Source organism: Streptomyces spiroverticillatus, assembly GCA_014650415.1.
Classification (GTDB): Bacteria; Actinomycetota; Actinomycetes; order Streptomycetales; family Streptomycetaceae; genus Streptomyces; species Streptomyces spiroverticillatus.
Genome location: BMUX01000006.1, coordinates 440,057 through 464,568, shown reverse-complemented (window position 1 = coordinate 464,568; position 24,512 = coordinate 440,057). Strand labels below are relative to the sequence as shown.

Annotated in this window: 18 protein-coding genes and 2 tRNA genes; 8 read left to right on the top strand and 12 right to left on the bottom strand. The window is 69.8% G+C overall.

Annotation, left to right across the window (positions count from 1 at the left end; genetic code table 11):
- The first annotated feature begins 52 nt into the window (after nt 1-52).
- Both IE269_RS19220 and IE269_RS19215 read left to right on the top strand, forming a co-directional pair.
- A complete protein-coding gene (locus tag IE269_RS19220) occupies nt 53-604 on the top strand; it encodes a hypothetical protein (RefSeq protein WP_189824227.1) in 552 nt (183 codons plus the stop codon).
- Nucleotides 604-1,827: a signal peptidase I gene (locus tag IE269_RS19215; RefSeq protein ID WP_189824226.1), complete on the top strand. Its 1,224-nt coding sequence runs from the start codon at nt 604-606 to the stop codon at nt 1,825-1,827. The genes IE269_RS19220 and IE269_RS19215 overlap by 1 nt, the downstream gene beginning before the upstream one ends.
- A gap of 106 nt (nt 1,828-1,933) precedes the next feature.
- Here IE269_RS19215 and IE269_RS19210 read toward each other — a convergent pair whose 3' ends face one another.
- Entirely contained in the window at nt 1,934-4,555 is a 2,622-nt protein-coding gene (locus tag IE269_RS19210; RefSeq protein WP_189824225.1) for a valine--tRNA ligase, read from the bottom strand.
- A 138-nt stretch (nt 4,556-4,693) separates the two neighbouring features.
- Between IE269_RS19210 and IE269_RS19205 the strand changes: the two genes are divergently transcribed.
- On the top strand, nt 4,694-5,671 hold the full coding sequence (locus IE269_RS19205) for a hypothetical protein (RefSeq protein WP_189824224.1): 978 nt from the start codon (nt 4,694-4,696) through the stop codon (nt 5,669-5,671).
- 70 nt (nt 5,672-5,741) lie between these two features.
- On the opposite strand, the gene clpX is transcribed toward IE269_RS19205, so the two are convergent.
- From clpX to IE269_RS19180, 5 genes are all read right to left on the bottom strand, one after another.
- A complete protein-coding gene (gene clpX, locus IE269_RS19200) occupies nt 5,742-7,037 on the bottom strand; it encodes an ATP-dependent Clp protease ATP-binding subunit ClpX (protein ID WP_189824223.1) in 1,296 nt (431 codons plus the stop codon).
- 168 nt (nt 7,038-7,205) lie between these two features.
- Nucleotides 7,206-7,886, bottom strand: coding sequence for an ATP-dependent Clp protease proteolytic subunit (locus IE269_RS19195; protein WP_308436968.1), 681 nt, complete (start codon nt 7,884-7,886; stop codon nt 7,206-7,208).
- Between the two features lie 48 nt (nt 7,887-7,934).
- Nucleotides 7,935-8,552, bottom strand: coding sequence for an ATP-dependent Clp protease proteolytic subunit (locus tag IE269_RS19190; protein WP_380837040.1), 618 nt, complete (start codon nt 8,550-8,552; stop codon nt 7,935-7,937).
- Nucleotides 8,553-8,858: 306 nt separating this feature from the next.
- The gene (gene tig, locus IE269_RS19185; protein WP_189824222.1) at nt 8,859-10,253 is read right to left on the bottom strand and encodes a trigger factor; all 1,395 of its coding nucleotides are present in this window, start codon (nt 10,251-10,253) and stop codon (nt 8,859-8,861) included.
- A gap of 217 nt (nt 10,254-10,470) precedes the next feature.
- A tRNA-Pro gene (locus tag IE269_RS19180) sits at nt 10,471-10,547 on the bottom strand.
- A 144-nt stretch (nt 10,548-10,691) separates the two neighbouring features.
- Here IE269_RS19180 and IE269_RS19175 point away from each other — a divergent pair.
- A tRNA-Gly gene (locus IE269_RS19175) sits at nt 10,692-10,762 on the top strand.
- 66 nt (nt 10,763-10,828) lie between these two features.
- Here the strand turns inward: IE269_RS19175 and IE269_RS19170 are convergent.
- Nucleotides 10,829-11,023 carry a hypothetical protein gene (locus tag IE269_RS19170; protein WP_189824221.1) on the bottom strand — a complete coding sequence of 65 codons (195 nt, stop codon included), beginning with the start codon at nt 11,021-11,023 and terminating at the stop codon, nt 10,829-10,831.
- Nucleotides 11,024-11,261: 238 nt separating this feature from the next.
- Between IE269_RS19170 and IE269_RS19165 the strand changes: the two genes are divergently transcribed.
- Nucleotides 11,262-12,410, top strand: a complete 1,149-nt coding sequence (locus tag IE269_RS19165; protein WP_189824220.1) for an acyltransferase family protein — start codon at nt 11,262-11,264, stop codon at nt 12,408-12,410.
- Nucleotides 12,411-12,495: 85 nt separating this feature from the next.
- Here IE269_RS19165 and IE269_RS19160 read toward each other — a convergent pair whose 3' ends face one another.
- Nucleotides 12,496-14,502, bottom strand: coding sequence for a serine hydrolase domain-containing protein (locus IE269_RS19160; protein WP_189824219.1), 2,007 nt, complete (start codon nt 14,500-14,502; stop codon nt 12,496-12,498).
- A gap of 273 nt (nt 14,503-14,775) precedes the next feature.
- Between IE269_RS19160 and IE269_RS19155 the strand changes: the two genes are divergently transcribed.
- Nucleotides 14,776-15,972 carry a cation:proton antiporter gene (locus IE269_RS19155; RefSeq protein WP_189824218.1) on the top strand — a complete coding sequence of 399 codons (1,197 nt, stop codon included), beginning with the start codon at nt 14,776-14,778 and terminating at the stop codon, nt 15,970-15,972.
- 157 nt (nt 15,973-16,129) lie between these two features.
- On the opposite strand, the gene IE269_RS19150 is transcribed toward IE269_RS19155, so the two are convergent.
- Nucleotides 16,130-17,272, bottom strand: coding sequence for a PP2C family protein-serine/threonine phosphatase (locus tag IE269_RS19150; protein ID WP_189824217.1), 1,143 nt, complete (start codon nt 17,270-17,272; stop codon nt 16,130-16,132).
- A gap of 107 nt (nt 17,273-17,379) precedes the next feature.
- Between IE269_RS19150 and IE269_RS19145 the strand changes: the two genes are divergently transcribed.
- Nucleotides 17,380-18,624: a GNAT family N-acetyltransferase gene (locus IE269_RS19145; RefSeq protein ID WP_189824216.1), complete on the top strand. Its 1,245-nt coding sequence runs from the start codon at nt 17,380-17,382 to the stop codon at nt 18,622-18,624.
- Nucleotides 18,625-18,628: 4 nt separating this feature from the next.
- Here the strand turns inward: IE269_RS19145 and IE269_RS19140 are convergent, their stop codons facing one another.
- Together IE269_RS19140 and IE269_RS19135 are read right to left on the bottom strand one after the other, a co-directional pair.
- Nucleotides 18,629-19,453, bottom strand: a complete 825-nt coding sequence (locus tag IE269_RS19140; RefSeq protein WP_189824215.1) for an Fpg/Nei family DNA glycosylase — start codon at nt 19,451-19,453, stop codon at nt 18,629-18,631.
- A gap of 81 nt (nt 19,454-19,534) precedes the next feature.
- Complete coding sequence (locus tag IE269_RS19135; RefSeq protein WP_189824214.1) at nt 19,535-20,023, bottom strand: ribose-5-phosphate isomerase; 489 nt, start codon at nt 20,021-20,023, stop codon at nt 19,535-19,537.
- A gap of 242 nt (nt 20,024-20,265) precedes the next feature.
- Here IE269_RS19135 and IE269_RS19130 point away from each other — a divergent pair, with 242 nt between their 5' ends.
- Nucleotides 20,266-21,768 carry an amino acid permease gene (locus IE269_RS19130; protein ID WP_189824213.1) on the top strand — a complete coding sequence of 501 codons (1,503 nt, stop codon included), beginning with the start codon at nt 20,266-20,268 and terminating at the stop codon, nt 21,766-21,768.
- Here IE269_RS19130 and IE269_RS43225 read toward each other — a convergent pair.
- A complete protein-coding gene (locus IE269_RS43225) occupies nt 21,732-24,338 on the bottom strand; it encodes a protein kinase domain-containing protein (RefSeq protein WP_472941376.1) in 2,607 nt (868 codons plus the stop codon). The two genes, IE269_RS19130 and IE269_RS43225, sit on opposite strands and share 37 nt — an antisense overlap.
- Nucleotides 24,339-24,512: the final 174 nt, after the last annotated feature.

Below are 24,512 nucleotides of genomic sequence, written 5' to 3'. Positions count from 1 at the left end.
GAGGTAAGAGGCATTCCTCTTGCGTGACTCACAAGGAATCCGAACACCTCTGATGAAGAAGCGCACCGCCCAGCTCCTCACCTGGAGCGCCCTGCCCGCCGGTCTGCTGCTGTCCGGCGCCCTCGTCCTCGGCGCCTCGCACGCCGCGTTCAACGCCCAGACCTCCACCGACGGCAACCGCTGGTCGACGACGTCCGCCGTCACCCTCACCTCGGACCACGAAGGCTCCGCCGTCTTCGACGCCAAGGAGATCGCCCCGGGTGCCCGGGGCAGCCAGAGCGTCACCGTCACCTACGACGGCACCCCCGCCGGTGTCGTCAAGGCCTTCGTGGCGTCGCCCGTGGGCGCCGACACCGCACTGGCCCGCGCCCTGATGCTGACGATCACCCCCGAGGGCGGGGCCCCGGTCACCCGCAGCCTGCACGACCTGGCGTCCTCCGCGACCGGCTTCGCGTCGGGCGTGCTGCCGTGGAACGTCACGAGCGGCGCCGAGCGCACATACACGATCGACTGGTCGCTGCCGGCCTCCGCGGGCAACGAGGTCGCCGACCATAGCGTCGGGCTGACCTTCACCTGGGAGTTCCAGCAGACCGTCGCGCCCTGATGCGCAAAACACCACGTGCCGCGACCGTCGTGAGGACGGCCGTGTGCCGTCTCGTCGCCGGATTCCTCGCGGGGCTGGTGTTCTGGTCGCTCGCCCCGGTGTGCCTGGGCTGGCACACCGGGGCGGTGGTCTCCGGTTCCATGGAACCGGCGATCCGGCGCGGTGACGTTGTCGTGTCGGCGCCCCTCGCACCGGAGCTGGTGGCACCGGGCGCGGTGCTCGCGTTCACCGGGCCGCAGGGGGCGACCGTCGTCCACCGGGTGGTGGGCAGGCCCTCCCCCGGTACGTTCACCACCAAGGGCGACGCGAATCCCACTGCGGACTCGGCTCCCGTGGCCGCGTCCGACGTGATCGGGCTGGGGCGGCTGCGGGTGCCGCTGGTGGGACACCCGGTGGCCTGGGCGGCAACCGGGCAGTGGGTGCCGCTGGCCGCGAGCGGGGTGCTGCTGGTGCTGGTGTGCGCGGGGGCCGTGGCACCGGGGAGGCGCGACGAGGACGGCGGGGGACGCGGTGCGCTGGTGCGGGGCGGGTCGCTGGCCGGTGCGCTGGCGGTCCTGGTCGTGCTGACCGCCCGACCGCCCGCCGGGGCCTCCTTCGTCGCCCGTACGCAGTCCACCGCGACCTGGACCACCGCCGCCACCGGCCCCGGCGGCTGCGCGGTGCGCTACGCCCTCGCCAACCGCTGGGGCGACGACCCGGGCGGCCCCGGACTGCGGTACTTCACCGTGGACCTCAGGATCGCCAACCTGGGCGGCCAGGACATCCGGGGCTGGACGCTGGCCCTGCGCTACGGCGACGAGGGGCCGGTCTTCACCGGGGCGCCCGAGGTCTGGGGCGCCGAGATCGTCGTCTCGCCGCACGCGGTGTCCCTGTCGAACGCGGAGTGGGACCCGCTGATCCCCGCCCACGGTTCCGTGGGCGGCAACGTGGACGGCAGCAACAGGGTCGGCTTCAATGCGACCTACCGGGGCTGGGCCGCCGCCCCGCAGTCCGCCACGCTCAACGGTGTCCCGTGCGACGTCACCAGCACCGGTACGGAGTCGCCTCGCCCTGTGCCCACGGCGACGCCCTCCCCGACGCAGACGCCGTCGCCGACGGCACCAGCACCGGAGCCCTCATGGCCACCGCCACCGGAGCCCTCGCGCACACCGGAGCCGGAGCCCTCCGCGCCGCCGGATCCGTCACCGGCACCGGTGCTGGGGCAGCCCGTTCCGGCAGTGTGAGCAGCGGTACGGGCAAGGGCCCGGGGAACCCCGCGCAGAGGCGGTGTTCCCCGGGCCCTTCCCGTACGGACCAAACCCCGCGCACACCGTGCGCCGGGAGCCGCCACTACTGCTGCGGCAGTGCCTCGATCTGCGCGGTGATGCGCGCGATGTCGGCCTCGGCCTTGCTCAGGCGGCCGCGGATCTTGTCCACGACGTTGTCGGGGGCCTTCGCGAGGAAGGCCTCGTTGCCGAGCTTGGCGTTCGCCTGGACGACCTCCTTCTTGGCGGCCTCCAGGTCCTTGGTGAGGCGCTTGCGCTCGGCGGCGACGTCGATGGTGCCGGAGAGGTCGAGGGCGACCGTGGCACCGGCGACGGGCAGCGAGGCGGTGGCGTGGAAGCCCTCACCGGGGGCCGTCAGGCGCAGGAGCTGGCGGATGGCGGCCTCGTGCGGGGCGAGCGCCGTGCCGTCCAGGGAGAGCTCGGCCGGGACCTTCTGGCCGGGCTGGAGGCCCTGGTCGGAGCGGAAGCGGCGGACCTCGGTGACGACCTGCTGGACCAGCTCGATCTCCTGCTCCGCGCCCTTGTCGCGGAAACCGGAGTCCTTGGGCCAGTCGGCGACGACGAGGGACTCGCCGCCCGTGAGGGTCGTCCAGAGCGTCTCGGTGACGAACGGGACGACCGGGTGCAGCAGACGCAGGGTGACGTCCAGGACCTCGCCGAGGACCCGGGCGGAGACCTTCGCCTGCTCGCCCTCCGCGAAGAACGTCGTCTTCGACAGCTCGACGTACCAGTCGAAGACCTCGTCCCACGCGAAGTGGAAGAGGGCGTCGGACAGCTTGGCGAACTGGTAGTCGTCGTAGAGCGCGTCGATCTGCGCGACGACGGTGTTGAGGCGGGACAGGATCCAGCGGTCCGTCGCCGTCATCTGCTCGGGGGCCGGGAGCTCGCCCTCGACAGTGGCACCGTTCATGAGCGCGAAGCGGGTCGCGTTCCAGATCTTGTTGGCGAAGTTGCGGGAGCCCTGGACCCAGTCCTCGCCGATCGGGACGTCGACACCCGGGTTGGCGCCGCGGGCCAGGGTGAAGCGGACGGCGTCGGAGCCGTACTTGTCCATCCAGTCCAGCGGGTTGACGACGTTGCCCTTGGACTTCGACATCTTCTTGCCGGTCTCGTCGCGGACCATGCCGTGGAAGGCGATGGTGCGGAACGGGACGTCGTCCATGGCGTACAGACCGAACATCATCATGCGGGCGACCCAGAAGAACATCAGGTCGTAGCCGGTGACCAGGACGGAGTTCGGATAGAACTTCTCCAGCGACTCCGTCTTCTCCGGCCAGCCCATGGTCGAGAACGGCCACAGACCCGACGAGAACCAGGTGTCGAGGACGTCGGTGTCCTGGTGCCAGCCCTCGCCCGTGGGCGCCTCGTCGTTCGGGCCGACGCAGACCATCTCGCCGTTCGGGCCGTGCCAGACGGGGATGCGGTGGCCCCACCACAGCTGGCGCGAGATGCACCAGTCGTTGAGGTTGTCGACCCAGTCGAAGTAGCGCGGCGTCAGGTCGGCGGGGTGGATGTTGACGCGACCGTCGCGGACGGCGTCACCGGCGGCCTTGGCGAGCGTCTCGACCTTGACCCACCACTGCATCGACAGACGCGGCTCCAGCGTCGTCTTGCAGCGGGAGCAGTGGCCGACGGAGTGGACGTACGGACGCTTCTCGGCGACGATCCGGCCCTCGGCGCGCAGGGCGGCGACGATCGCGGAGCGGGCCTCGAAGCGGTCCAGGCCCTGGAAGGGGCCGGGGGTGATGATGATGCCGCGCTCGTCGAGGACCTGGATGGTCTCCAGGTCGTGGCGCTGGCCGATGGCGAAGTCGTTCGGGTCGTGCGCGGGGGTGACCTTGACGGCGCCCGTGCCGAACTCCGGATCGACGTGCGTGTCGGCGACGACGGGGATGCTGCGGTCGGTCAGCGGCAGCTTGATCTGCTTGCCGATGAGACGGGCGTAGCGCTCGTCGTCGGGGTGGACGGCGACGGCGGTGTCACCGAGCATCGTCTCGGCGCGGGTCGTGGCGACGACGATGGTGTCCTCGCCCTCGCCGTACGTCATGGAGACGAGCTCGCCGTTGTCGTCCTGGTAGTCGACCTCGATGTCGGAGATGGCCGTCAGACAGCGCGGGCACCAGTTGATGATGCGCTCGGCGCGGTAGATCAGGCCGTCGTCGTACATCTTCTTGAAGATGGTCTGGACGGCGATCGACAGTCCCTCGTCCATGGTGAAGCGCTCGCGGTCCCAGGCGACGCCGTCGCCGAGGCGGCGCATCTGGCCGGAGATCTGGCCGCCGGACTCTTCCTTCCACTGCCAGACGCGCTCGACGAACGCCTCACGGCCGAGGTCGTGGCGGGACTTGCCGTCCTTGGCGAGTTCGCGCTCGACGACGTTCTGGGTGGCGATGCCCGCGTGGTCCATGCCCGGCTGCCACAGCGTCTCGAAGCCCTGCATGCGCTTGCGGCGGGTCAGGGCATCGATCAGCGTGTGCTCGAAGGCGTGGCCCAGGTGCAGGCTGCCGGTGACGTTCGGCGGCGGGATGACGACGGTGTACGCGGGCTTGTCGCTCTTCGCGTCGGCGGTGAAGTAACCGCGTTCTACCCAGCGCTCGTACAGCGGCCCCTCTACGGCGGCCGGCGTGTAGGTCGTCGGCAATGCGTCGGTGGCTGCGGGCTGCGGAGTCTGAGAGTTCTCGGTCACGCCGCCAGTTTAAGGGCCCCGGAGCACCGCTTCGAAACGCGTTTCTTTGGTAACAGTGCGGCCCCCGGGAGCCTCCCCGTCACACCCGTCCGACAGGATGTTCGGGACGCATAAGCATCTGGAGGGGGAACCCGGCACATGAGCTACAACCAGCCCGGCCCGTACGGCGGCCAGCAGCCGCAGCAGCCGAACCCGTACGGGGCCCAGCCCGGCCCCTACGGCCAGCCGCAGCCGCCGCAGGGCCAGCCTGGTTACGGCTACCCGCAGCAGGCTCCGCCGGCGCAGGGGTACGGGTACCCGCAGCAGCAGCCGCAGGCGCCGTACGGTCAGCCGCAGCCGCAGTACGGCCAGCAGCCTCCGTACGGCCAGCCGCCGCAGGCTCCGTACGGGCAGCAGCCCTACCCCGGTGGCCCGGAGCCGAAGAAAAAGAAGACCGGTCTGATCGTGGGCCTCGCGGTGGTGCTGGTCGCCGCCGGCGCCGGTGCGTACTTCGCGTTCTTCAACGGCGGCCTCAAGGACGACGGCCCGCACAAGCTGGCCTCGCCGCCGACCGTGCTGGGCGGTGAGTACAAGACCCTGAGCAAGGCCGGCAACGCCGAGCCGAAGACCTCCGACGAGGACAAGGCCGAGATGGCCAAGGTCGGCGTCCAGGACGCGCACAGCGCGGGCGGCATCTATTCGACCCTGGACATGACCAAGATCAACCCTGCGGACCCCAAGTCCCTGGAGCAGGCGAAGACCGCCAAGTCTCTGATGTTCAGCGGGGCATGGGGCAAGATCAGCGACCCGGAGAAGACCCTGGACGACTACTTCGCCCTGGCGAGGGCCGAGTCCACGAAGCCGCCGGAGAAGGGCAGCACCAAGCCCAACGTCCAGCTGATCGGCTCCCCGCAGGAGGTCAGCCCCAGTGGCTTCGACGGCGGGATCATGAAGTGCCAGGCCGGGAAGAGCAAGAACCCCGCGACCCAGCAGGAGCAGACCTCCACCATCTGCGTCTGGGCCGACTACAGCACGCTTGCCCTGGTGTCCCAGGGGAACAACCTTCAGCCGCCGACCATGGACCAGGTGGCCGAGATCGCGGCCAAGCTCCGCAAGGAAGTGCGCGTCAAGCAGTAGCGGACACGCAGGAGGGCCCGCCCGGTGGATTCCACCGGGCGGGCCCTCCTCGTACGTACGGAGAAGAAACCTACGCCGACTTCTCGTGACGCCCGTCGTTCTTGCCGATGATCCGCGGCTCGCGCGGCACCAGCGTCGGGTTCACGTTGGAGTGGACGACCTCCTCGGTGATGACCACGCGGGCGACGTCCTTGCGGGACGGCACCTCGTACATCACCGACTGGAGGACCTCCTCCATGATCGCGCGCAGACCGCGCGCGCCCGTGCCGCGCAGGATCGCCTGGTCGGCGATGGCCTCCAGCGCCGGGAGGTCGAAGTCCAGCTCGACGCCGTCGAGTTCGAAGAGGCGCTGGTACTGCTTCACCAGCGCGTTGCGGGGCTCGACGAGGATCTTGAGGAGGGCCTCGCGGTCCAGGTTGTGGACCGAGGTGATCACAGGCAGGCGGCCGATGAACTCCGGGATCATCCCGAACTTCACCAGGTCCTCCGGCATGATCTCCGAGAACTGGTCGCTGGCCTGGATCTCGCGCTTGGAGCGGATCGTCGCGCCGAAGCCGATGCCCTTGGCACCCGCCCGCGACTCGATGATCTTCTCCAGACCGGAGAAGGCACCGCCCACGATGAACAGAACGTTCGTCGTGTCGATCTGGATGAACTCCTGGTGCGGGTGCTTGCGCCCGCCCTGCGGCGGAACCGAGGCCGTCGTGCCTTCGAGGATCTTGAGCAGGGCCTGCTGAACACCTTCACCGGAGACATCACGGGTGATCGACGGGTTTTCGCTCTTGCGAGCCACCTTGTCGATCTCGTCGATGTAGATGATCCCGGTCTCGGCCTTCTTGACGTCGTAGTCGGCCGCCTGGATCAGCTTCAGGAGGATGTTCTCGACGTCCTCGCCGACGTAACCGGCCTCGGTGAGAGCGGTCGCGTCCGCGATGGCGAACGGGACGTTCAGCATGCGCGCCAGGGTCTGTGCGAGCAGCGTCTTGCCGGAGCCGGTGGGGCCCAGCAGCAGGATGTTGGACTTCGCGAGCTCGATCGCGTCCTCGCGGCTGGCACCGCCGCCGTTCTCACCGGCCTGGACGCGCTTGTAGTGGTTGTAGACCGCCACGGAGAGGGCCTTCTTCGCGGGCTCCTGCCCGACGACGTACCCCTCGAGGAACTCGTAGATCTCGCGAGGCTTGGGCAGTTCCTCCCAGCGGACCTCGCTCGTCTCGGCGAGCTCCTCCTCGATGATCTCGTTGCAGAGATCGATGCACTCGTCGCAGATGTACACACCGGGACCTGCGATGAGCTTCTTCACCTGCTTCTGGCTCTTTCCGCAGAACGAGCACTTCAGCAGGTCTCCGCCGTCACCGATGCGTGCCACGAGGTGAATCCCCTTCGCCTGGGAGCCGCCGGGTGCAGCGACTCCTGGTGCCTCAATCTTCGACGGTACCTTGCCTGACCCCCCGTTCGGGCCCCCCTTGGCACGGTTCACGAGGACGTGCACGGTGCCAAGGGGTGGGCAGGACCCGTTACTTCACGGTAGGGGCCGTCAGGCCGCAGCCGATGCCGTGCTCTTGCGCGTCGAGACGATCTGGTCGACCAGGCCGTACGCCAGGGCGTCCTCGGCCGTCAGGATCTTGTCGCGCTCGATGTCGTCGCGGATCTTGTCGATCGGCGTGGTGGAGTGCTTCGCGAGCAGCTCCTCCAGCTGGGTCCGCATGCGCAGGATCTCGTTGGCCGCGATCTCCAGGTCGGAGAGCTGCTCACGGCCGGTCTGCGAGGACGGCTGGTGGATCAGCACGCGGGCGTTGGGGAGCGCCATGCGCTTGCCCGGCGTACCGGCGGCGAGCAGGACGGCGGCGGCGGAGGCCGCCTGGCCCATGCAGACCGTCTGGATGTCGGGCTTCACGAACTGCATCGTGTCGTAGATCGCGGTGAGCGCCGTGAAGGAGCCGCCGGGCGAGTTGATGTAGATCGAGATGTCGCGGTCGGGGTCCATCGACTCCAGGCACAGCAGCTGCGCCATGACGTCGTTGGCGGACGCGTCGTCGATCTGCACGCCGAGGAAGATCACGCGCTCCTCGAAGAGCTTCGCGTACGGGTCGTACTCGCGCACGCCCTGCGAGGTGCGCTCGACGAAGCGCGGAACGATGTAGCGGTTGTCCACCTGCGGACCCGTGTACAGGCCGTTGGCAGGGGCGGAGAAGTTGCTCATGTGGGTGTTCACCATCCTGGTGGCGTTCATGGGGCGAGGTGTGGGAGCAGTGGCAGGCGGGGCTCAGGCCCCGGTGCCGCCGCCGCCCGGAACACCCGAAGCAGCGGAGATGATCTCGTCGATGAGGCCGTAGTCCTTGGCCTCCTCGGCCGTGTACCAGCGGTCGCGGTCACCGTCGCGGATGATCGTCTCCACGGTCTGGCCGGAGTGCCGGGCGGTGATCTCCGCCATGCGCTTCTTGGTACGCAGCAGGTACTCGGCCTGGATCTTGATGTCCGAGGCCGTACCGCCGATGCCGGCCGAGCCCTGGTGCATCAGGATGTCGGTGTTCGGCAGCGCGAAGCGCTTGCCGGGGGCGCCGCCGGTCAGCAGGAACTGGCCCATGGAGGCCGCCATTCCCATGCCGATCGTCACGACGTCGTTCGGGATGTACTGCATGGTGTCGTAGACCGCCATGCCGGCCGTGACCGAACCGCCCGGGCTGTTGATGTAGAGGTAGATGTCCTTCTCCGGCTCGGCGGCCAGGAGGAGCAGCTGCGCCGTGATCTTGTTGGCGATGTCGTCGTCGACCTGCTGGCCGAGGAAGATGATGCGCTCGCCCAGAAGTCGGCTGTAGACCTGGTCGCCGAGGCCTCCACCGAGGGACGGCTCGCCGGCGGCGTAGGGCATCAGATTCGTCACGTATTCCACCTGCTCGTCTCTGACGGCTCCGGCCGTCTCAGCGTCTTTGTACGGGGAGTCGGGCATCCCACCCAACCCGCCTACTCATGGACCCTAACGCGCAGGTAGGACAACGCCATCCCGCTTCCTGAACTGTTCGCTGGGAGCGCAAGGTGACGGGTTCAGGTGTACGGGTGCGTGCGAGCGGGACGCGGGCGCACCGCGCGCGGTGCCGGGGGTGCGGCGACGGGGTCGGGGGTACGGCGACGGGCCCGGCCGCAGCGAGTGCGTCCGGGCCCGTCGTCGTAACTCGGGTGCTGCTGAGGCCTACTTGGCCTCGGCGGCGTCCTTGGTGTCGTCCTCGACGGCCTCGGCGGCGGCGTCGGCCGGGGTCTCCTCGGAGACCTCGTCCTCGTCGTCGAGCTCGACGAGCTCACCATTCGTGTCCTTGACCGTGGCGGCCTCGACGACGACGGCGAGCGCCTTGCCGCGGGCGACCTCGCCGACCAGCATCGGGACCTGGCCGCCCTCGACGACGGCCTGGGCGAACTGGTCGGGGGACATGCCGGAGGACTGCGCGCGACGCATGAGGTGCTCGGTGAGCTCCTCCTGGTTCACGTTCAGCTTCTCCTTGTTGACCAGTTCGTCGAGGATGAACTGGGTCTTGATGCCCTTGATGGCCTGCTCGGAGGTCTCCTTGTCGAACTCCTCCTCGGTCTTGCCCTGGATCTCCAGGTACTTCGCGAGGTCGAGGCCCATCTGACCGAGCTGGTGGTGCTCCAGGTTGTGCTTGCGGGTCTTGACCTCGTCCTCGAGGAGCTTCTCGGGGATCGGGACCTCGACGAGCTCGATGAGCTTGTCGAGCACGCGCTCCTGGGCCTGGGTGGCCTGGTCGTACTGCTTCATGTTCTCGAGGCGCTTGCGGCTGTCGGCGCGCAGCTCCTCCAGGGTGTCGAACTCCGACGCCATCTGGGCGAACTCGTCGTCCAGCTCGGGGAGTTCGCGGGCGGCGACGGCGGTGACCTTCACGGTGACCTCGGCGTCCTTGCCCTCGGCGGAGCCGCCCTTGAGCTGGGAGGTGAAGGTGGCCTCAGCCCCGGCCTCCAGGCCCTTGACGGCGTCGTCGATGCCTTCGAGCAGCTCGCCGGAACCGATGGTGTACGAGACACCCTCGGCCACGCCGTCCTCCAGGACCTCGCCGTCGACCTTGGCCTCCAGGTCGATCGTGACGACGTCGCCGTCCTCGGCGGCGCGCTCCACCGGCTTGGTGGTGGCGAAGCGACCACGCAGGTCCTCGACAGCCTTCTCGACGTCCTCGTCGGAGACGGTGACGGCGTCGACCTCGACCTCGATGCCGGAGTAGTCCGGGATCTCGATCGTCGGGCGGATGTCGACCTCGGCGGTGAAGGCCAGCAGTTCGCCGTCCTTCAGCTCCGTGATGTCGACCTCGGGCTGACCCAGCGGGTTCAGCTCACCCTCGTTGACGGCCTCGGTGTAGAACTTCGGGAGGGCGTCGTTGACGGCCTCCTCCAGCACAGCGCCACGGCCGAACCGCTGGTCGATGACTCGGTTCGGGATCTTGCCCTTGCGGAAGCCCTTCACCGTGACCTGCTGGTTGATCTTCTTGTACGCCGCGTCGAGGCTGTCCTTGAGCTCCTCGAAGGGCACCTCAATGCTGAGCCGAACCCGGGTCGGGTTCAGGGTCTCCACGGCGCTCTTCACGGTTCGGTCTCCTTGGTGGCTGACTTCTGGGGTTCTGCCGAACCGCTTCAGTGGGGCGGTCCTGCTCATCGAGCCCGGTATCAGACACACGGGCACGCAACCTGCATAGTAACGGCAAGCTGACGTGCTCCCACAATGCGATCTTGTGGGTGGACCCGGGAGGCCCGATCGGCCTTCGAGCGGCCGGGGAAAATCCCGAGGGGGAAAATGATCGTGCTGGTCGGGGTGGCCGGATTCGAACCGACGACCTTCCGCTCCCAAAGCGGACGCGCTACCAAGCTGCGCCACACCCCGTCGGTGCGACACGTAGGGTACATGCCCGGCGGCACTGCGTCGGCCGCTTTGCCGGCTCGTGGATATGGGGTGTGCGTCGATGCACTGTGACCCGCTACAGTGCTTCCCGTACCCCGGTCGCTGCGGCGTCCGCGGGGTGCGTGTGCGGGCGTAGCTCAATGGTAGAGCCCTAGTCTTCCAAACTAGCTACGCGGGTTCGATTCCCGTCGCCCGCTCTGCAACGGCCTCCGGCCCGGTGAGTTCGCTCGCCGGGCCGGAGGTTTTTCTGCGTGCACCGGGACTCAGAAGTTGATGGAGTTGAGGGTGCTGGCTATGGAGTTCAGGAAGCGCTGGATGTCGTCGGCCATGCCGGTGGAGGCGAGGAAGAAGCCGAAGAGGATCGCGACGAGCGCGGGTCCCGCCTTGAGCGACTTGCCTCGTATCAGCACCACGAGGACGACTGCCAACAGCAGCACCACTGACAGTGAAATGGCCACAACTGATCACACCCTTGGTCGGTCCGCCTTGCCGGCCCGGGGACACACGGCCGCCCAGTGCTCCCCCGCTAGGCCATCGTGCCACCAACACCCCATTGCTGACTGCCGGGTGACGCACAGTCGGTCGCCGACGATGGCCGGATCACGACGTGATCTTGCCGCAGCAGTGGTGTAGGCGACACACGGGGGTACCGGACAACGAGTGACGCACGTTCGGGGCGGTACTAGGGTGCCTCAAATGTCTCCGACGCCTCAGACACAACAGAGGGTCCCTCTTCCGCAGGTGCGGGAGCCGGTCCCCGAGCTCGTCTCCCCGGGCGGTTTCGGGCACAGACCGGCGGCGAAGACCGCGCCAGGGCGGCCGGACAAGGGGAACAAGGGGCGCGACGCCTATTTCGACAACGCCAAGTACCTGGCGATCGTGCTGGTCGCGGTGGGGCACTCGTGGCCCCTCGTGCTCTCCGGGAGCCGGACCACCGAGGCGCTGTACATGTGGGTGTACGTGTTCCACATGCCGGCGTTCATCCTGATCTCCGGGTACTTCTCGCGGTCCTTCGACATGAAGCCGCGGAAACTGATGCGGCTTGTTTCGAGCGTTGTTGTTCCGTATGTGGTCTTCCAGACGGCGTACGCGGTGTTCTTCGGCGTGATGGAGGGCGAGCGGGCACCGGTGCGGATGCTGTCGCCGTGGTTCCTGATGTGGTTCCTGATGGCGCTCTTCTTCTGGCGGCTGCTGACGCCTCTGTTCATGGCGGTGCGGTGGCCCGTTGTGCTGGCGCTGCTGATCGCGGCGGCGGCCTCCGCCGTACCGGACATCGATCAACAGTTGTCGGCGCAGCGGGTGTTGCAGTTCCTGCCGTTCTTCGTGCTGGGGCTGCGGCTGCGTCCGGAGCACTTCCGGCTGGTGCAGCGGTGGAAGGTGCGGTGGGCCGCGGTTCCGGTGTGCGTGCTGTCGCTTGTTTTCCTGTACTGGGCTGCGCCGCGCACCCAGTTGGACTGGGTGTACCGCAATCACGGGGCGCAGGAGATGGATCAGCCGTGGTGGGTGGGGGTGTTGATGACGTACGCGATGTTCGCGGCGGCACTGGTGCTCACCGCGTGCTTCCTGGCGTGGGTGCCGCGGCGGCGCATGTGGTTCACGTCGTTGGGTGCGGGGACGATCGGCGGGTATCTGCTGCACGGTTTCGTGATCCGGTACGCGGAGTACGCGGGCTGGGCCGAGACGTACCACCTGGACACACCGGCGGGGCGGGTCGTGGTGACGTTGTGCGCGGTCGTGCTGGTGACGGTGCTGTGCACACCGGTGGTGCGGCGGGTGCTGAAGCCGGTGACGGAGCCGGATCTGGGGTGGGCGTTCCAAAAGACGCCGGAGGCCGGGGCGCGCTGAGCGCGGTCCCGGCCGCCGGGGTCGGTGCGTGCGTCCTGTCACCGGCGCTGGTGCTCGTTGGGGCCGCCGGCGCCGGTGTGCGGGGTCAGCCGGTGAGCCAGGGCCAGCCGACGAGGTGGTAGGGCAGGAGTGCGGCGAGGAAGAGCGCCGCCGACAGGGCGACGAGGGTGTAGTGGATCCGGCCCGCCCTGCTCCACCAGCCGCGCCGCCGGGCGGCGACGGACAGGACGAGTGCGGCGCCGGTGACCGGGACGCAGAGGCTGAGGGCCGCCAGGGAGCCGGTCAGCAGGGGTGAGTCGTCCAGGAACACCGCCTCGTTCAGGGCGTTGGGGTCGGCGGCGAGGGTGAGGAAGAGGCCGAGGAAGACGATCGGGAGGGCGGCTGCCGTGAGGCCCAGCACGCGGGCGGTGGTGGAGCCGGGTGCGGGGGCCGCGTGGCGCAGGCGGCGGACGAGGGCCGTCGTGGGCAGGCCGAGGAGGGCGGTCAGCAGGACGCCCAGGGTCGCGTACAGGGTCAGTCGGTGGGTTGTGGAGGACGCGTACCAGGCGGAGCGGGTGTAGGAGACGGTCGGGTCGTCGCCGGAGAGCAGGGTGCCGTCCTGGAAGGCGATGAGGCTCTGGCCGCCCTGTTCGCGGAAGCGGTAGGGGCCGGAGGGCACCCAGTGGCGGGTGGTGCGGTCGGGGTCCAGGGAGAGGCCCTCGGTGGTGAGGACTCCCCTCTCCGGGTCGACGGTGACGGTGACGTCGCCGAAGAGGGCTCCGGCGGCGGAGAGGTCTTCGTGCGAGGTGCGGGTGGAGCGGTAGGTGCCCTCGAAGTCGGCGGCGAGGAGGTCCTTGGCGGCTTCGTCCTTCGGGGGCGTGCTCGCGGGGAAGAAGCGGGCGACGAAATCGTTCACCAGGTCGCGGGCGGCCCAGGGGGCGGAGGCGGCGTCGCCGTCGCCGTTGAAGGTGACGTACAGGCCCGTGGCGCGGTCGGGCAGCAGGGCGAGCAGGCCGTGGAAGCCGGCGAGGTCGCCGTCCTTGAGGAGCAGCGGGCGGCCCTCGCGGACGTCCTGGGTGAGGACGTAGGCCATGCCGGGGACACGGGGGTCGGGGGCGTGGTGGCGGGCCTTGAGGGCGGCGGTGCTCCGGGGCGTCAGGATGCGGGTGCCGTCGGGGGCGCGGCCGTCGGTGAGGAGGGCCTGGAGGAGGCGGCCCATGTCGCCGGCGGTGGTGACGGTTCCGGCACCGGTCGGGGGCATGGGGCCGAACTGGCCGCGGGCGCGGATCTGTTCACCGGGGCCGGTGGGGCGGTATCCGACGGCGGTGCCGGAGTCCCGGACGCGCGGGTCGTGCTGGTCGAAGAGCGTGCCCGTCATGCCGAGGGGGCGGGCGATGCGGGTGTGGACGTACGAGGCGTAGGACTGGCCGGTGACCTGCTCGACGAGGTATCCGGCGAGGGTGAGGCCGTAGTTGTCGTAGGAGGCGGTGGTGCCGGGCGGGCGCAGCCGGTCGGGCTGGCGGGTGCGCAGGTACTCCTCCATGCTGCCGGCGTCCTCGGGTGCGGCGGTGCCGACGCCCAGGACGGTGGTGTCGAAGCCGGAGGTGTGGGTGAGGAGGTCGCCGACGGTGACGGGGCGGCCCGGATAGGTGTCCTTGATCGTGAAGGGCGCTTGGGTGAGGTACGTGTTGACGTCGGCGGCGAGGTCGAGGCGGCCCGTGTCGACCTGTTGCAGGACGGCGACGGCGGTGAAGACCTTGGCGACGGAGCCGGTGAAGAACCGGGTCCGGTCGGGGGCGACGGGGGTGCGCCGGTCGAGGTCGGCGACACCGTACCCGGCGCTCGCGAGCACCCTGTCGCCGGTGACGACGGTGACGGCGGCACCGGGGATGTTGCGGGCGGCGAGCCGGGCGGGCACCTCCTTGTCGAGGAAGGCGCGCACTGCGGCGGGGTCGGGGGCGGCGTGCGGGCTGCCCTGGGCGGCCGGTGCCGGGGCCGGTGCCAGGCGCACCGGGGCCGGTGCCGCCTGCGCCGGGAGTGCCGTGCCGCACAGGAGTGCCGCTCCTGCCAGCGTCCCGGTGACGCATCTTCGCCAGGCCCTGCGTATCGCCATGCCAACTCCCCCGCTCGACAAGCACATTGACCACACGGTGATCACTTGACGGGGAGCGTACGCCCGGCCTGTGGCGCCGTCCGATGGGCCGGGACACCCGGTCGCAGGTGTACCTGACACCACCTCCTCCGCGAAGGGGACTACTTGCGACGTAAAATGTTCGGTAAACTAATTACTGACGGTTTATTGACGCGCTCTTGACCTCACCCCTTTGACGATCCCCGACGCCACAGGAGGAACGGTCCCATCGGACACGCAGACACCCTCATAGCCATGGGCGGCGCTTTTCTCGCCGCCGCTGTTCTCGCCCGGCTCGGCGGCCGGATCGGCCTGCCGACCATCCCCCTGTTCATCCTGGCCGGGATCCTGCTCGGCCCGCACACGCCCGGCTGGGTCCTGCTGAAGGATCCGCACGAGCTGGAGATGCTCTCCGCACTGGGCCTGGTCCTGCTGCTCTTCTACCTCGGTCTCGAATTCCACCTGGACGACCTCAAGGAGGGCGGGCGCAAGATGGCGCTCGCCGGGGCCACCTATCTCGCTCTGAACGTCGGCGCCGGTCTCGGTTTCGGCTTCGCGCTCGGCTGGGGGACCTCGGAGGCCCTCGTCCTCGCCGGTGTGCTCGGCATCTCCTCGTCCGCGATCGTCACCAAGGTGCTGGTGGACCTGGGACGCATCGGCAACAAGGAGACCAAGCCGATCCTCGGCATCATCGTCGTCGAGGACATCTTCCTCGCGCTCTACCTGGCCGCCCTCCAGCCCATCCTGTCCGGTGCGGACAGCCTCGCGGCGGCGTCCGTCGACGCGGGCAAGGCCTTCGGCTTCCTGCTGCTGCTCGCGCTGGCCGCCCGGTTCGGCACGAAGGTGATCGGCAGGCTCATCGGGACCAAGGACAACGAGCTCCTGGTCATCTCCTTCCTCGGCGCGGCCGTGTTCGTGGCGGGCGTCTCGGAGTGGTTCGGGGTGGCGGACGCGATCGGCGCGTTCATGGTCGGTCTGATGCTCGGCAGCACCTCGTCCGGCGAGCGCATCATGAAGCTGGTGCATCCGCTGCGGGACGCCTTCGGCGCCATCTTCTTCTTCGCGTTCGGGCTGTCCATCGACCCGGGCGACCTGCCCGTCGTCCTGTGGCCGGTGCTGGCGGCCGTCGCGGTGACCCTGCTGATGAACGTGGTCGCGGGCGTCAGCGCCGCGAAGATCTATGGTTTCGGGGCGCAGCCCGCCGCGAACATCTCCACCACGCTGCTGGCCCGGGGCGAGTTCGCGCTGATCCTCGCCACCATGGCGGCGGGCGCCGGGCTGGACGAGCGGCTGTCGCCGTTCATCGCCGGATACGTGCTGCTGCTGGCCGTGCTGGGGCCGCTGGTTGCCGGGCAGTCGCACTGGCTGGCGAAGATCCTGCCGGGCAAGGACCGGGACGTACCTGTGCTGGAAGTCGTATCGCTGGAGAAGGAGCCTTCGGCGGCGCGTTGAGCACGTGCTGCACACACGTGCTGCACAACGGACAGTGCCCGCGAGCGCCTCTATGAGGTGCGCGCGGGCACTGTCGCAGCGATTCCTGTCACCGGTGCAGGTGCGCCCGTTCCTGTCACCGGTGCCGGTGTGCGGGTTTCTGTCACCGGTGCCGGTGTCAGTCGCGGCACAGGAGCAGCAGGGCTCGGTCGTCGTTGACGTCCTTGGCGACGGCTTCGATGAGGTGCCAGGCGGCGCCCTCGAAGCCTGCGGAGACGTAGCGGTCTGCCTCGCCGGTGAGGCGGTCGACGCCCTCGCTGATGTCGCGGCCCGGGGCCTCCACCAGGCCGTCCGTGAAGAGCATCAGGACGTCGCCGGGGGCCAGGACGCCCTTGCCGGGGTCGAACTCCGCGCCGTCGTACACACCCAGGAGCGGTCCTTCGCCGGACTTCTCCTCCCAGCGGCCGCTGCCGGCGTGGAGTTGCAGGGCGGGCAGGTGTCCGGCGGAGAGGAGTTCGTACTCCCCCGTCTCCAGGTCGAGCACCAGGTGGATGGAGGTGGCGAAGCCCTCGTCCCAGTTCTGGCGCAGGAGGTAGCCGTTGGCGGCGGGCAGGAAGTCGTGCGGCGGCAGCGAGCCGAGGAGGCCGCCGAAGGCACCGGAGAGCAGCAGGGCGCGGGAGCCCGCGTCCATGCCCTTGCCGGAGACGTCGGTGAGGACGACTTCCAGGGTGCGGCCGCCGTTGGTGCGCGCGGCGACGACGAAGTCGCCGGAGAAGGACTGGCCGCCGGCCGGACGCAGTGCCATCTCCCGGTGCCAGCCCTTGGGCAGCTGCGGCAGGGCGCTCTGCACCCGGATGCGTTCGCGCAGGTCGAAGAGCATGGTGCCGCCGCGTCTCCAGGGCACTCCGACGCGCGCCCTGAACTGGGCGACGACGAGGCCGAAGAAACCGCACGCTGCGACGGTCAGGACGGTGCCGGGAGTGACGCGTGCCGGTCCCTGTGTGTAGGGGCCGAGGACGACGGACTCGACGATCAGGGCGGTCGCCGCGGCCGCGTACAGGCCCAGCAGGCTGGCGGGACGCAGCAGCAGGCCGCCCGCCACGATCGGCAGGACGAGCATCGACGGCGCGCACCACACCGGCAGCACGATCGTGCCGAAAGCGATCGCCGGGACGGTGAGCAGAAGGGCCGCCAGGGCGATCCAGTCGGAGCCGTCGCCGCGGAAGTAGTCGACGCCGGAGCGGCGCAGCCCGTTGCGGACCCGGTGCGCGGACTTCCGCCACCGGGCCGTGTACGAATCGACTCTCCGTGCCGCGCCCATTGTCGTGGACCCTATCCACCCTTGCGGCTGCTCCGCAGGGGGACCCCCATGACATTGCGTTCGAAATGAGTGGCTTGTCATGACCGGCCGCTGGTAGGCATGGGCATATGACTACGGAACTGCGGGTGCTGACCGAGGCCGAGTGGGAGCCCTTCTACGCGTCTCTGGAACGGGCCTTCGCCGTCACGGAGTCGCAGGAGGAGCAGCAGCTCTACCGCGACCTGACCGAGTTCGACCGCACGCTCGGTGTGTGGGAGGGCGACAGCTGCGTCGCGACCGCCGGGGCCTTCAGCTTCCGGATGACGGTGCCCGGCGGGGCGTCGCTGCCGGTCGCGGCGGTGACCATGGTGAGCGTGGCCGCCACGCACCGGCGGCGCGGGGTGCTGACCTCGATGATGCGCCACCAGCTCGACGACGTACGGGCGCGCGGCGAGGCCGTCGCGGTGCTCGTGGCGTCGGAGCCGATGATCTACGGCCGGTTCGGGTACGGCGTGGGCACGTTCGAGACGCGGGCCGAGATCGACACCGCGAGGGTGCGGATCGCCGTGCCGGAGGGTACCGACGACGTACGGCTGCGGTATGCGCAGGTGACCGATCCCGGCGTCCACCGGACGTGCGAGGAGATCTACGCACGGGCGGTGCCGGGACGGCCCGGGATGATGGCACGGCAGCCCGGCTGGGACCGACTGCCGATGCTGGACCCGGAGAAGGACCGGGAGGGCGCGACGGCGCTCCAGTGCGTTCTGGCCGAGGACGCCGACGGTACGGTGCTGGGCTTCGCCCGGTTCCGGGTGAAGCCGCAGTGGAGTGCGGCGGGGGCCGACGGGGTGGTGTTCCTGGAGGACCTGGAGGCGGTGGGGCCGCGGGCTCCGCAGGCGGCGGCCGCACTGTGGCGGTTCTTGTTCGACCTGGATCTCACGTCGAAGCTGGTCGCCCTGAACCGTCCGTCGGACGACACGTGGGTGCACCTGGTGTCCGACGTGCGGCGCAGCTCCCTGGTGCTGCGGGACGCACTGCACGTGCGTCTGGTGGACGTGGGGGCGGCGCTGGAGGCACGGACGTACCGGACGCCGGTGGACGTGGTGCTGGAGGTCGAGGACGCCTTCTGCCCGTGGAACGAGGGGCGGTGGCGGCTGACCGGGGACGCGAAGGGCGCGGTGTGCGTGCGCACGGCGGAACCGGCGGACCTCGCCCTGTCCGTGCGAGAGCTGGGTGCGGCCTACCTCGGGGGGGTCTCGCTCGCGGCGCTGGCGGCGGCCGGGCGGGTGCGGGAGCTGCGCGAGGGGGCGGTGGCGGAGGCCGCGGCGGCGTTCGGGTCGGACGTGGCGCCGTGGCTGCCGCACGGGTTCTGAGGCTTCAGGCCGGTTGGCAGGTGGGGCACCAGAAGAGGTTGCGGGCGGCGAGGTCGGCGGTGCGGATCTCGTCGCCGCACAGGTGGCAGGGCATGGCGGCGCGGCGGTAGACGTACACCTCGCCGCCGTGGTCGTCCTTGCGGGGCGGGCGGCCCATCGCCTCGGGGGTGTGCTCGGGACGCACGGTGTCGATGCGGTTGAGACGCACACCCTCGCGCATCAGATCCACGAGGTCCTGCCAGATCGCGGCCCACTGGGCGCCGGTGACCGCCGTTCCCGGGGTGTACGGGTCGATGCCGTGCCGGAAGAGGACTTCGGCGCGGTAGACGTTGCCGACGCCGGCGACGACTTTCTGGTCCATCAGGAGTGCGGCGATCGTGGTGCGGGACGCCTGGATGCGGGCGCGGGCCCGGTCGGGGTCCGCGTCGTCGCGCAGGGGGTCGGGGCCGAGACGGGCGTGTATCGCCTGCTTCTCCGCGTCCGTGATCAGCGTGCAGGTGGTGGGGCCGCGCAGGTCGGCGTACGCCTCTGCGGCGGGGGTGGCCAGGCGCAGACGGACGGTGTCCGTCTTCGCGGGGCCCGCGGGGGGCGAGTCCTCGAAGTTGACCTTGCCGAAGAGGCCCAGGTGGATGTGGACCCAGCCGAGGGGGCCGAAGCCGAGGAAGAGGTGCTTGCCGTGCGCCTCGGTGGTGGCCAGGCGGTGGCCGTCGAGGAGGGCGGCGGAGTCGGCGAACTTGGCCTGCGGGCTGGTGACGCTCAAGCGGGGGTGCGGGGTGAAGCGGGTGGCGTACTCGTGCGCGAGGCGGTGGATGGTGTGGCCTTCGGGCACGGCTCTGCTCCTGCGGAGGGGTGGCGGGGTGGTGAAGGGGGCGGGGGCGTCGGAATCACCGCCCCCTCACCGGGGGGGCGGTCAGCCCTGCTGCGGGTGGTGGGCGGGGATCTCCGGGAGGACGCCCGTGGTCTCGTACGCGGAGAGCATTTCGATGCGCCGGGTGTGGCGGGCCTCGTTCGAGTACGGGGTGGAGAGGAAGATCTCCACGAACTTGGTGGCCTCGGCCTCGGTGTGCATGCGGCCGCCGATGGAGATGACGTTCGCGTTGTTGTGCTCGCGGCCGAGCGCGGCCGTCTGCTCGCTCCAGGCGAGGGCCGCCCGTACGCCCTTGACCTTGTTGGCCGCGATCTGCTCCCCGTTGCCGGAGCCGCCGATCACGATGCCGAGGGAGTCCGGGTCCGCGGCCGTCTTCTCGGCGGCGCGCAGGCAGAACGGCGGGTAGTCGTCCTGGGCGTCGTAGATGTGGGGACCACAGTCGACGGGCTCGTGGCCGTGGGCCTTGAGCCACTCGACGAGGTGGTTCTTGAGTTCGTATCCGGCATGGTCGGAACCGAGGTACACGCGCATGGGACGAGTGTGGCATGCGCCGCGCGGGGTAGGGCGCATCGGGGTAAGGACCTTGGTCCCTCGTTATTCGGGACGTACAGCCGTACATCCAGGGCTTTTGTCCGTACAACAATCCGGAATCAGGTCTTCCGGATCGCTTCGGGCTCGGCTTGAATGCGGGGGCTCGGCAGACGGACCGTCTGCGCCGAGTGTCATGACCCTGCGGCCCGACGACGTGCCCGAAGAACGAATGAGGTTTGTGCATGAGTGCGCACCCGACCCCGACGAAGAAGCAGAACAGAGGGCCCGGCGACCCCGGTGCGCCCGGTTCTGGCTCCGGCACCGGTGACAGCGGCGGCCTCCAGGCCGGTCTCAAGAACCGTCACCTGTCCATGATCGCGATCGGTGGCGTCATCGGCGCCGGACTGTTCGTCGGCTCCGGTGCGGGCATCGCCGCGGCGGGTCCGGCGATCCTGCTGTCGTACGCCCTGGTGGGCGCGATGGTGGTGTTCGTGATGCGGATGCTCGGTGAGATGGCTGCCGCACGGCCGTCTTCGGGCTCGTTCTCCGCCTACGCCGACCAGGCGCTGGGCCGCTGGGCGGGCTTCTCCATCGGCTGGCTGTACTGGTTCTTCTGGGTCGTCGTGCTCGCGGTCGAGGCGACCGCGGGTGCGAAGATCCTGGAGGGCTGGATCCCGGCGATACCGCAGTGGGGCTGGGCCCTGATCGTCATGCTGGTGCTGACGGCCACCAACCTCGCCTCGGTGTCGTCGTACGGCGAGTTCGAGTTCTGGTTCGCGGGCATCAAGGTCGTCGCGATCGGCGCGTTCGTCGTGATCGGTCTGCTGGCCGTCTTCGGCATCCTGCCGGGCTCGGACAACCCGGGTGCGGGATTCGCGCATCTCACCGACACCGGAGGCTTCTTCCCCAAGGGGTACGGGGCGATCCTGACCGGTGTGCTGATGGTGGTCTTCTCCTTCATGGGCTCGGAGATCGTGACGCTGGCCGCCGGCGAGTCGGAGGACCCGCAGCGCGCCGTCACCAAGGCGACCAACAGCGTCATCTGGCGCATCGGCATCTTCTACCTCGGCTCGATCTTCGTCGTGCTGACGCTGCTGCCGTGGAACGACAAGTCGCTGGTCGCCGAGGGCGGCTCCTACGTCGCCGCGCTGAACTCCATCGGCATCCCGCACGCCGGACAGATCATGAACGTGATCGTCCTGACGGCGGTGCTGTCCTGCCTCAACTCCGGTCTCTACACGGCCTCCCGCATGGCCTTCTCGCTCGGCCAGCGCGGGGACGCCCCGAAGTCCTTCACCCGGGTGAACAAGAGCGGCGTGCCGCAGATCGCGATCCTGTCGTCGGTCGTCTTCGGCTTCGTCGCCGTCTTCTTCAACTACATGTGGCCGGACACGGTCTTCCAGTTCCTGCTGAACTCCTCGGGTGCGGTCGCACTCTTCGTGTGGCTGGTCATCTGTTTCACGCAGCTGCGGATGCGCGGCATGATCCTGCGCGAGGACCCGTCCAAGCTGGTCGTGAAGATGTGGCTGTTCCCGTACCTGACGTGGGCGACGATCGCGATGATCTCCTTCGTGCTCGTCTACATGCTCACCGACGACGCGGGCCGCACTCAGGTGCTCCTGTCACTGTTGATCGCGGTGCTGGTCGTGGGCTTCGCGCTGGTGCGTGAGTACGTCCAGAAGAAGAACGGGACCCTTCCGCCGGCCGCTCAGAGCGGCTCGAAGGAATCGGTGACCCGCTCGTAGTTCTTGAAGGCTTCGACGCGGGCGGGCTTCTCGAACCAGACGTTGATCTGGTACGACTTCCCGCCCGCGTTGAAGCCGATCTGGCGGCCCTGGCGGGGCTTGCCGCCCTCCGCGTAGGTGTACTCCCAGATGACGGCGTCACGCCCCTGGAACGTCGTTCGCTCCAGCCGGATCTTCTGGTAGTCCTGCACGTCGTGCGACTCCTCCTCGAACTTCTGCCACTGCGTCAGCAGGTCCTCCCCCTGCGCGAGGGTGTACGCGGCGGCGATCTCCTGGGCGCCGTCCGGGGAGTGGTAGTGCACATTGGCGGGGTTCTTGGCGCTGCGCCTCCAGCCTGAGGGAGGCACCCAGGAGAATCCCGTCTCGTTACGGGCTCCGGGCCGGTCGGCACCGGTGGGTGGACGGGCGGTCCCGGCGACGGTGGGCTTCGCGCTCGTGCTGCTGCCGGGGGTGCCCGCCTTGTCCGTGGGGTTCTTCTCGCCCTGGGTCAGGACGAGGGCCACGGCGATGCCCACGGCCACCACGACGCCCAGGGCGGCGGCAAGCAGGGAACGGGTCCGCCGGGGGCGGGCCGGCGGGGTGGGCCTCGGAGCGAGGACGACGGGGGCTCCGGAGGTGGGCTCCGGGGGTGGTGCGGGGGTCGGGGTCGGGGTCGGTACGGGTGCCGGTGTGTGCTGGGTGGGCTCCGGGGTTGGGGCCGCGGTCGGTGTGACCTGCGTGGGCTCCGGGTCCGGTGTGGTCGCAGGCTCCTGGGTCGGTCGTGTGGTGTCCGGTACGGCTTGGGTGGGCTCCCGGGGCTCCGCCGTTGTCTGCGGTACGACGCGGGTCGGCTCCCGGGGTGGGGCCGAGGCGTCGGGGGACGGGGTGGGGGTTTCCTCGGCGGGGGCGCTGGCGAGGGACGGAGCCTCGGCCGCAGGAACCTCGGGGGTTTCGGCCAGGGGTGTGGACGCTTCGGACGCAGGCGCTGGTGCTTCAGTCTCAGGCGCTTCGGACGCAGGCGCTGGTGCTTCGGCCGGGGCGTCGAGGGCGACCGGGGCGGGCGCGGAAGGCACGGCGTCCTCCGGGGGCCGTGCTGTGCTCGCCGGGCCGGCGGCAGTCGTCGTACGGGCTCGAAGGCCCGGGCGGCGCAGACGTACCCCTCGGCCCTTGCGTGGGCCGCTCGTGTCCGGCGGCGGTATCGCGTCCGTCGGCTGCACTTCTGCCGTCGGCGTCGGCTTCTTCGTGTGCGTGTGCGTGTCCGTGTCCGGAGGCGGTGTCTGCGGGGGGACGCGCAGTTCCGTGGTGTCGGAACGGCGGGGCGAATCCGGGGGTGGCGGCGATGCCTCTTCGGGCTCGGGCACAGGCTCGGGCGCGGATGTGGGCTCCGGTGCTGGTGCCTGTTCTGACACCGGTGCCGGTGCCAGTGCTGGTGCTGGTGCTTGTGCCGGTGCTGGCTCCCCTGCCGGTGCTGGTGCCGGTTCAGCCTCCGGTGCCGGAGCGAGGGCCGGCTCCGGCTCCGGCTCCGGCTCCGGCTCCGGCTCCGGCTCCGGCTCCGGGGTGAGGGTCTCCTCCGGTGGCTCCGGTTCGCGTACGGGAACGGGCGGCGGCAGCGACGGCTGCGGGTCGACGCGGGTCGGCTCGTGGCCCAGCGGCGGAGGGGAGGCCGGGACCGTGGGGGCCGAGGAGGGGGCCGCGGCCCGTGCGGGTGCGTCCGGCTCGGGAGCGGCGGGCTCTTCCTCCTCGGCGACGGGGACGGCCGGCTCCTCGGGGGCCGGGGCGGGCTCCTCCTGCGGTGGCGCGGGAGGGGCCGGGCCGCGCTCGACCAGCGTCGGGGTGCGCGCGGGCAGCAGGAAGGCGGTCAGGGCGTCGTGCAGGGCCTCGACCGTGGGGCGGGTCTCGGGCTCCTTGGCCAGGAGGGCGGCCAGGACGGGGGCCAGTTCGCCCGCCTCGGGAGGGAGTTCGGGCTCCTCGTACAGGACCGCGTGGAGGGTGGCCATCGTGGTGGGGCGGGTGAAGGGCGAGGTTCCCGCGACCGCCGCGCACAGGGTGGCGCCGAGGGACCACAGGTCGGAGGGGGCGCCCTGCGGGCGGCCGCCGACCCGCTCGGGGGCCATGTAGTCCGGCGAGCCGACCAGCATGCCGACGATGGTGAGCGCGGTGGTGTTCTGGATGGCGGCGATGCCGAAGTCGGTGAGGACGACACGGTCGTTGCCCCGGCCGAGCAGCACGTTGCCGGGCTTGATGTCGCGGTGCAGGACGCCGCGCGCGTGCACCTCGCGCAGGGCCGCCGTCACGCCAAGACCGATCCGGGCCGCCTCGCGCGTCGACACCGGCCCGTCCTCCACGAGGAGTTGTTCCAGGGAACGCGAATCGACCAGCTCCATCACGATCCACAGGCGTTCGCCCTCGTCGGCGACGTCGTACACACGAACGACATTCGGGTGGTCTATACGTGCTGTGGCCCGCGCCTCCCGCAAAGTCCTTTCCCGGCGAATTCGGGTGTCCTCTGCATCCAGTCCGTCCATGCGCATTTCTTTTACGGCGACGGCGCGGTCCAAGATCTCGTCATAAGCACGCCACACGCGCCCCATGCCGCCCTGGCCTATCGTCTGCCCCAACCGGTAACGACCGGCGATCAATAACCCCTGCATCCCGCCACTCGCATATCCCGGCATTCCCGTCCCCCTCCTCAGCGCCTGCTGCGACCAGGACAGAAGCATTAACTTCCCACCATTGCATCACAGTTGGACGCAATCTTGTGGTAC

What these genes read in the sequence shown, in the direction of transcription:
- IE269_RS19220 (WP_189824227.1), top strand. Translation starts at nt 53, where the DNA reads ATGAAGAAGCGCACCGCCCAGCTCCTCACCTGGAGCGCCCTGCCCGCC.
- IE269_RS19215 (WP_189824226.1), top strand. Translation starts at nt 604, where the DNA reads ATGCGCAAAACACCACGTGCCGCGACCGTCGTGAGGACGGCCGTGTGC.
- IE269_RS19205 (WP_189824224.1), top strand. Translation starts at nt 4,694, where the DNA reads ATGAGCTACAACCAGCCCGGCCCGTACGGCGGCCAGCAGCCGCAGCAG.
- IE269_RS19195 (WP_308436968.1), bottom strand. Translation starts at nt 7,886, where the DNA reads ATGGTGAACACCCACATGAGCAACTTCTCCGCCCCTGCCAACGGCCTG.
- IE269_RS19165 (WP_189824220.1), top strand. Translation starts at nt 11,262, where the DNA reads ATGTCTCCGACGCCTCAGACACAACAGAGGGTCCCTCTTCCGCAGGTG.
- IE269_RS19160 (WP_189824219.1), bottom strand. Translation starts at nt 14,502, where the DNA reads ATGGCGATACGCAGGGCCTGGCGAAGATGCGTCACCGGGACGCTGGCA.
- IE269_RS19155 (WP_189824218.1), top strand. Translation starts at nt 14,776, where the DNA reads ATGGGCGGCGCTTTTCTCGCCGCCGCTGTTCTCGCCCGGCTCGGCGGC.
- IE269_RS19150 (WP_189824217.1), bottom strand. Translation starts at nt 17,272, where the DNA reads ATGGGCGCGGCACGGAGAGTCGATTCGTACACGGCCCGGTGGCGGAAG.
- IE269_RS19145 (WP_189824216.1), top strand. Translation starts at nt 17,380, where the DNA reads ATGACTACGGAACTGCGGGTGCTGACCGAGGCCGAGTGGGAGCCCTTC.
- IE269_RS19135 (WP_189824214.1), bottom strand. Translation starts at nt 20,023, where the DNA reads ATGCGCGTGTACCTCGGTTCCGACCATGCCGGATACGAACTCAAGAAC.
- IE269_RS19130 (WP_189824213.1), top strand. Translation starts at nt 20,266, where the DNA reads ATGAGTGCGCACCCGACCCCGACGAAGAAGCAGAACAGAGGGCCCGGC.
- IE269_RS43225 (WP_472941376.1), bottom strand. Translation starts at nt 24,338, where the DNA reads ATGGGGCGCGTGTGGCGTGCTTATGACGAGATCTTGGACCGCGCCGTC.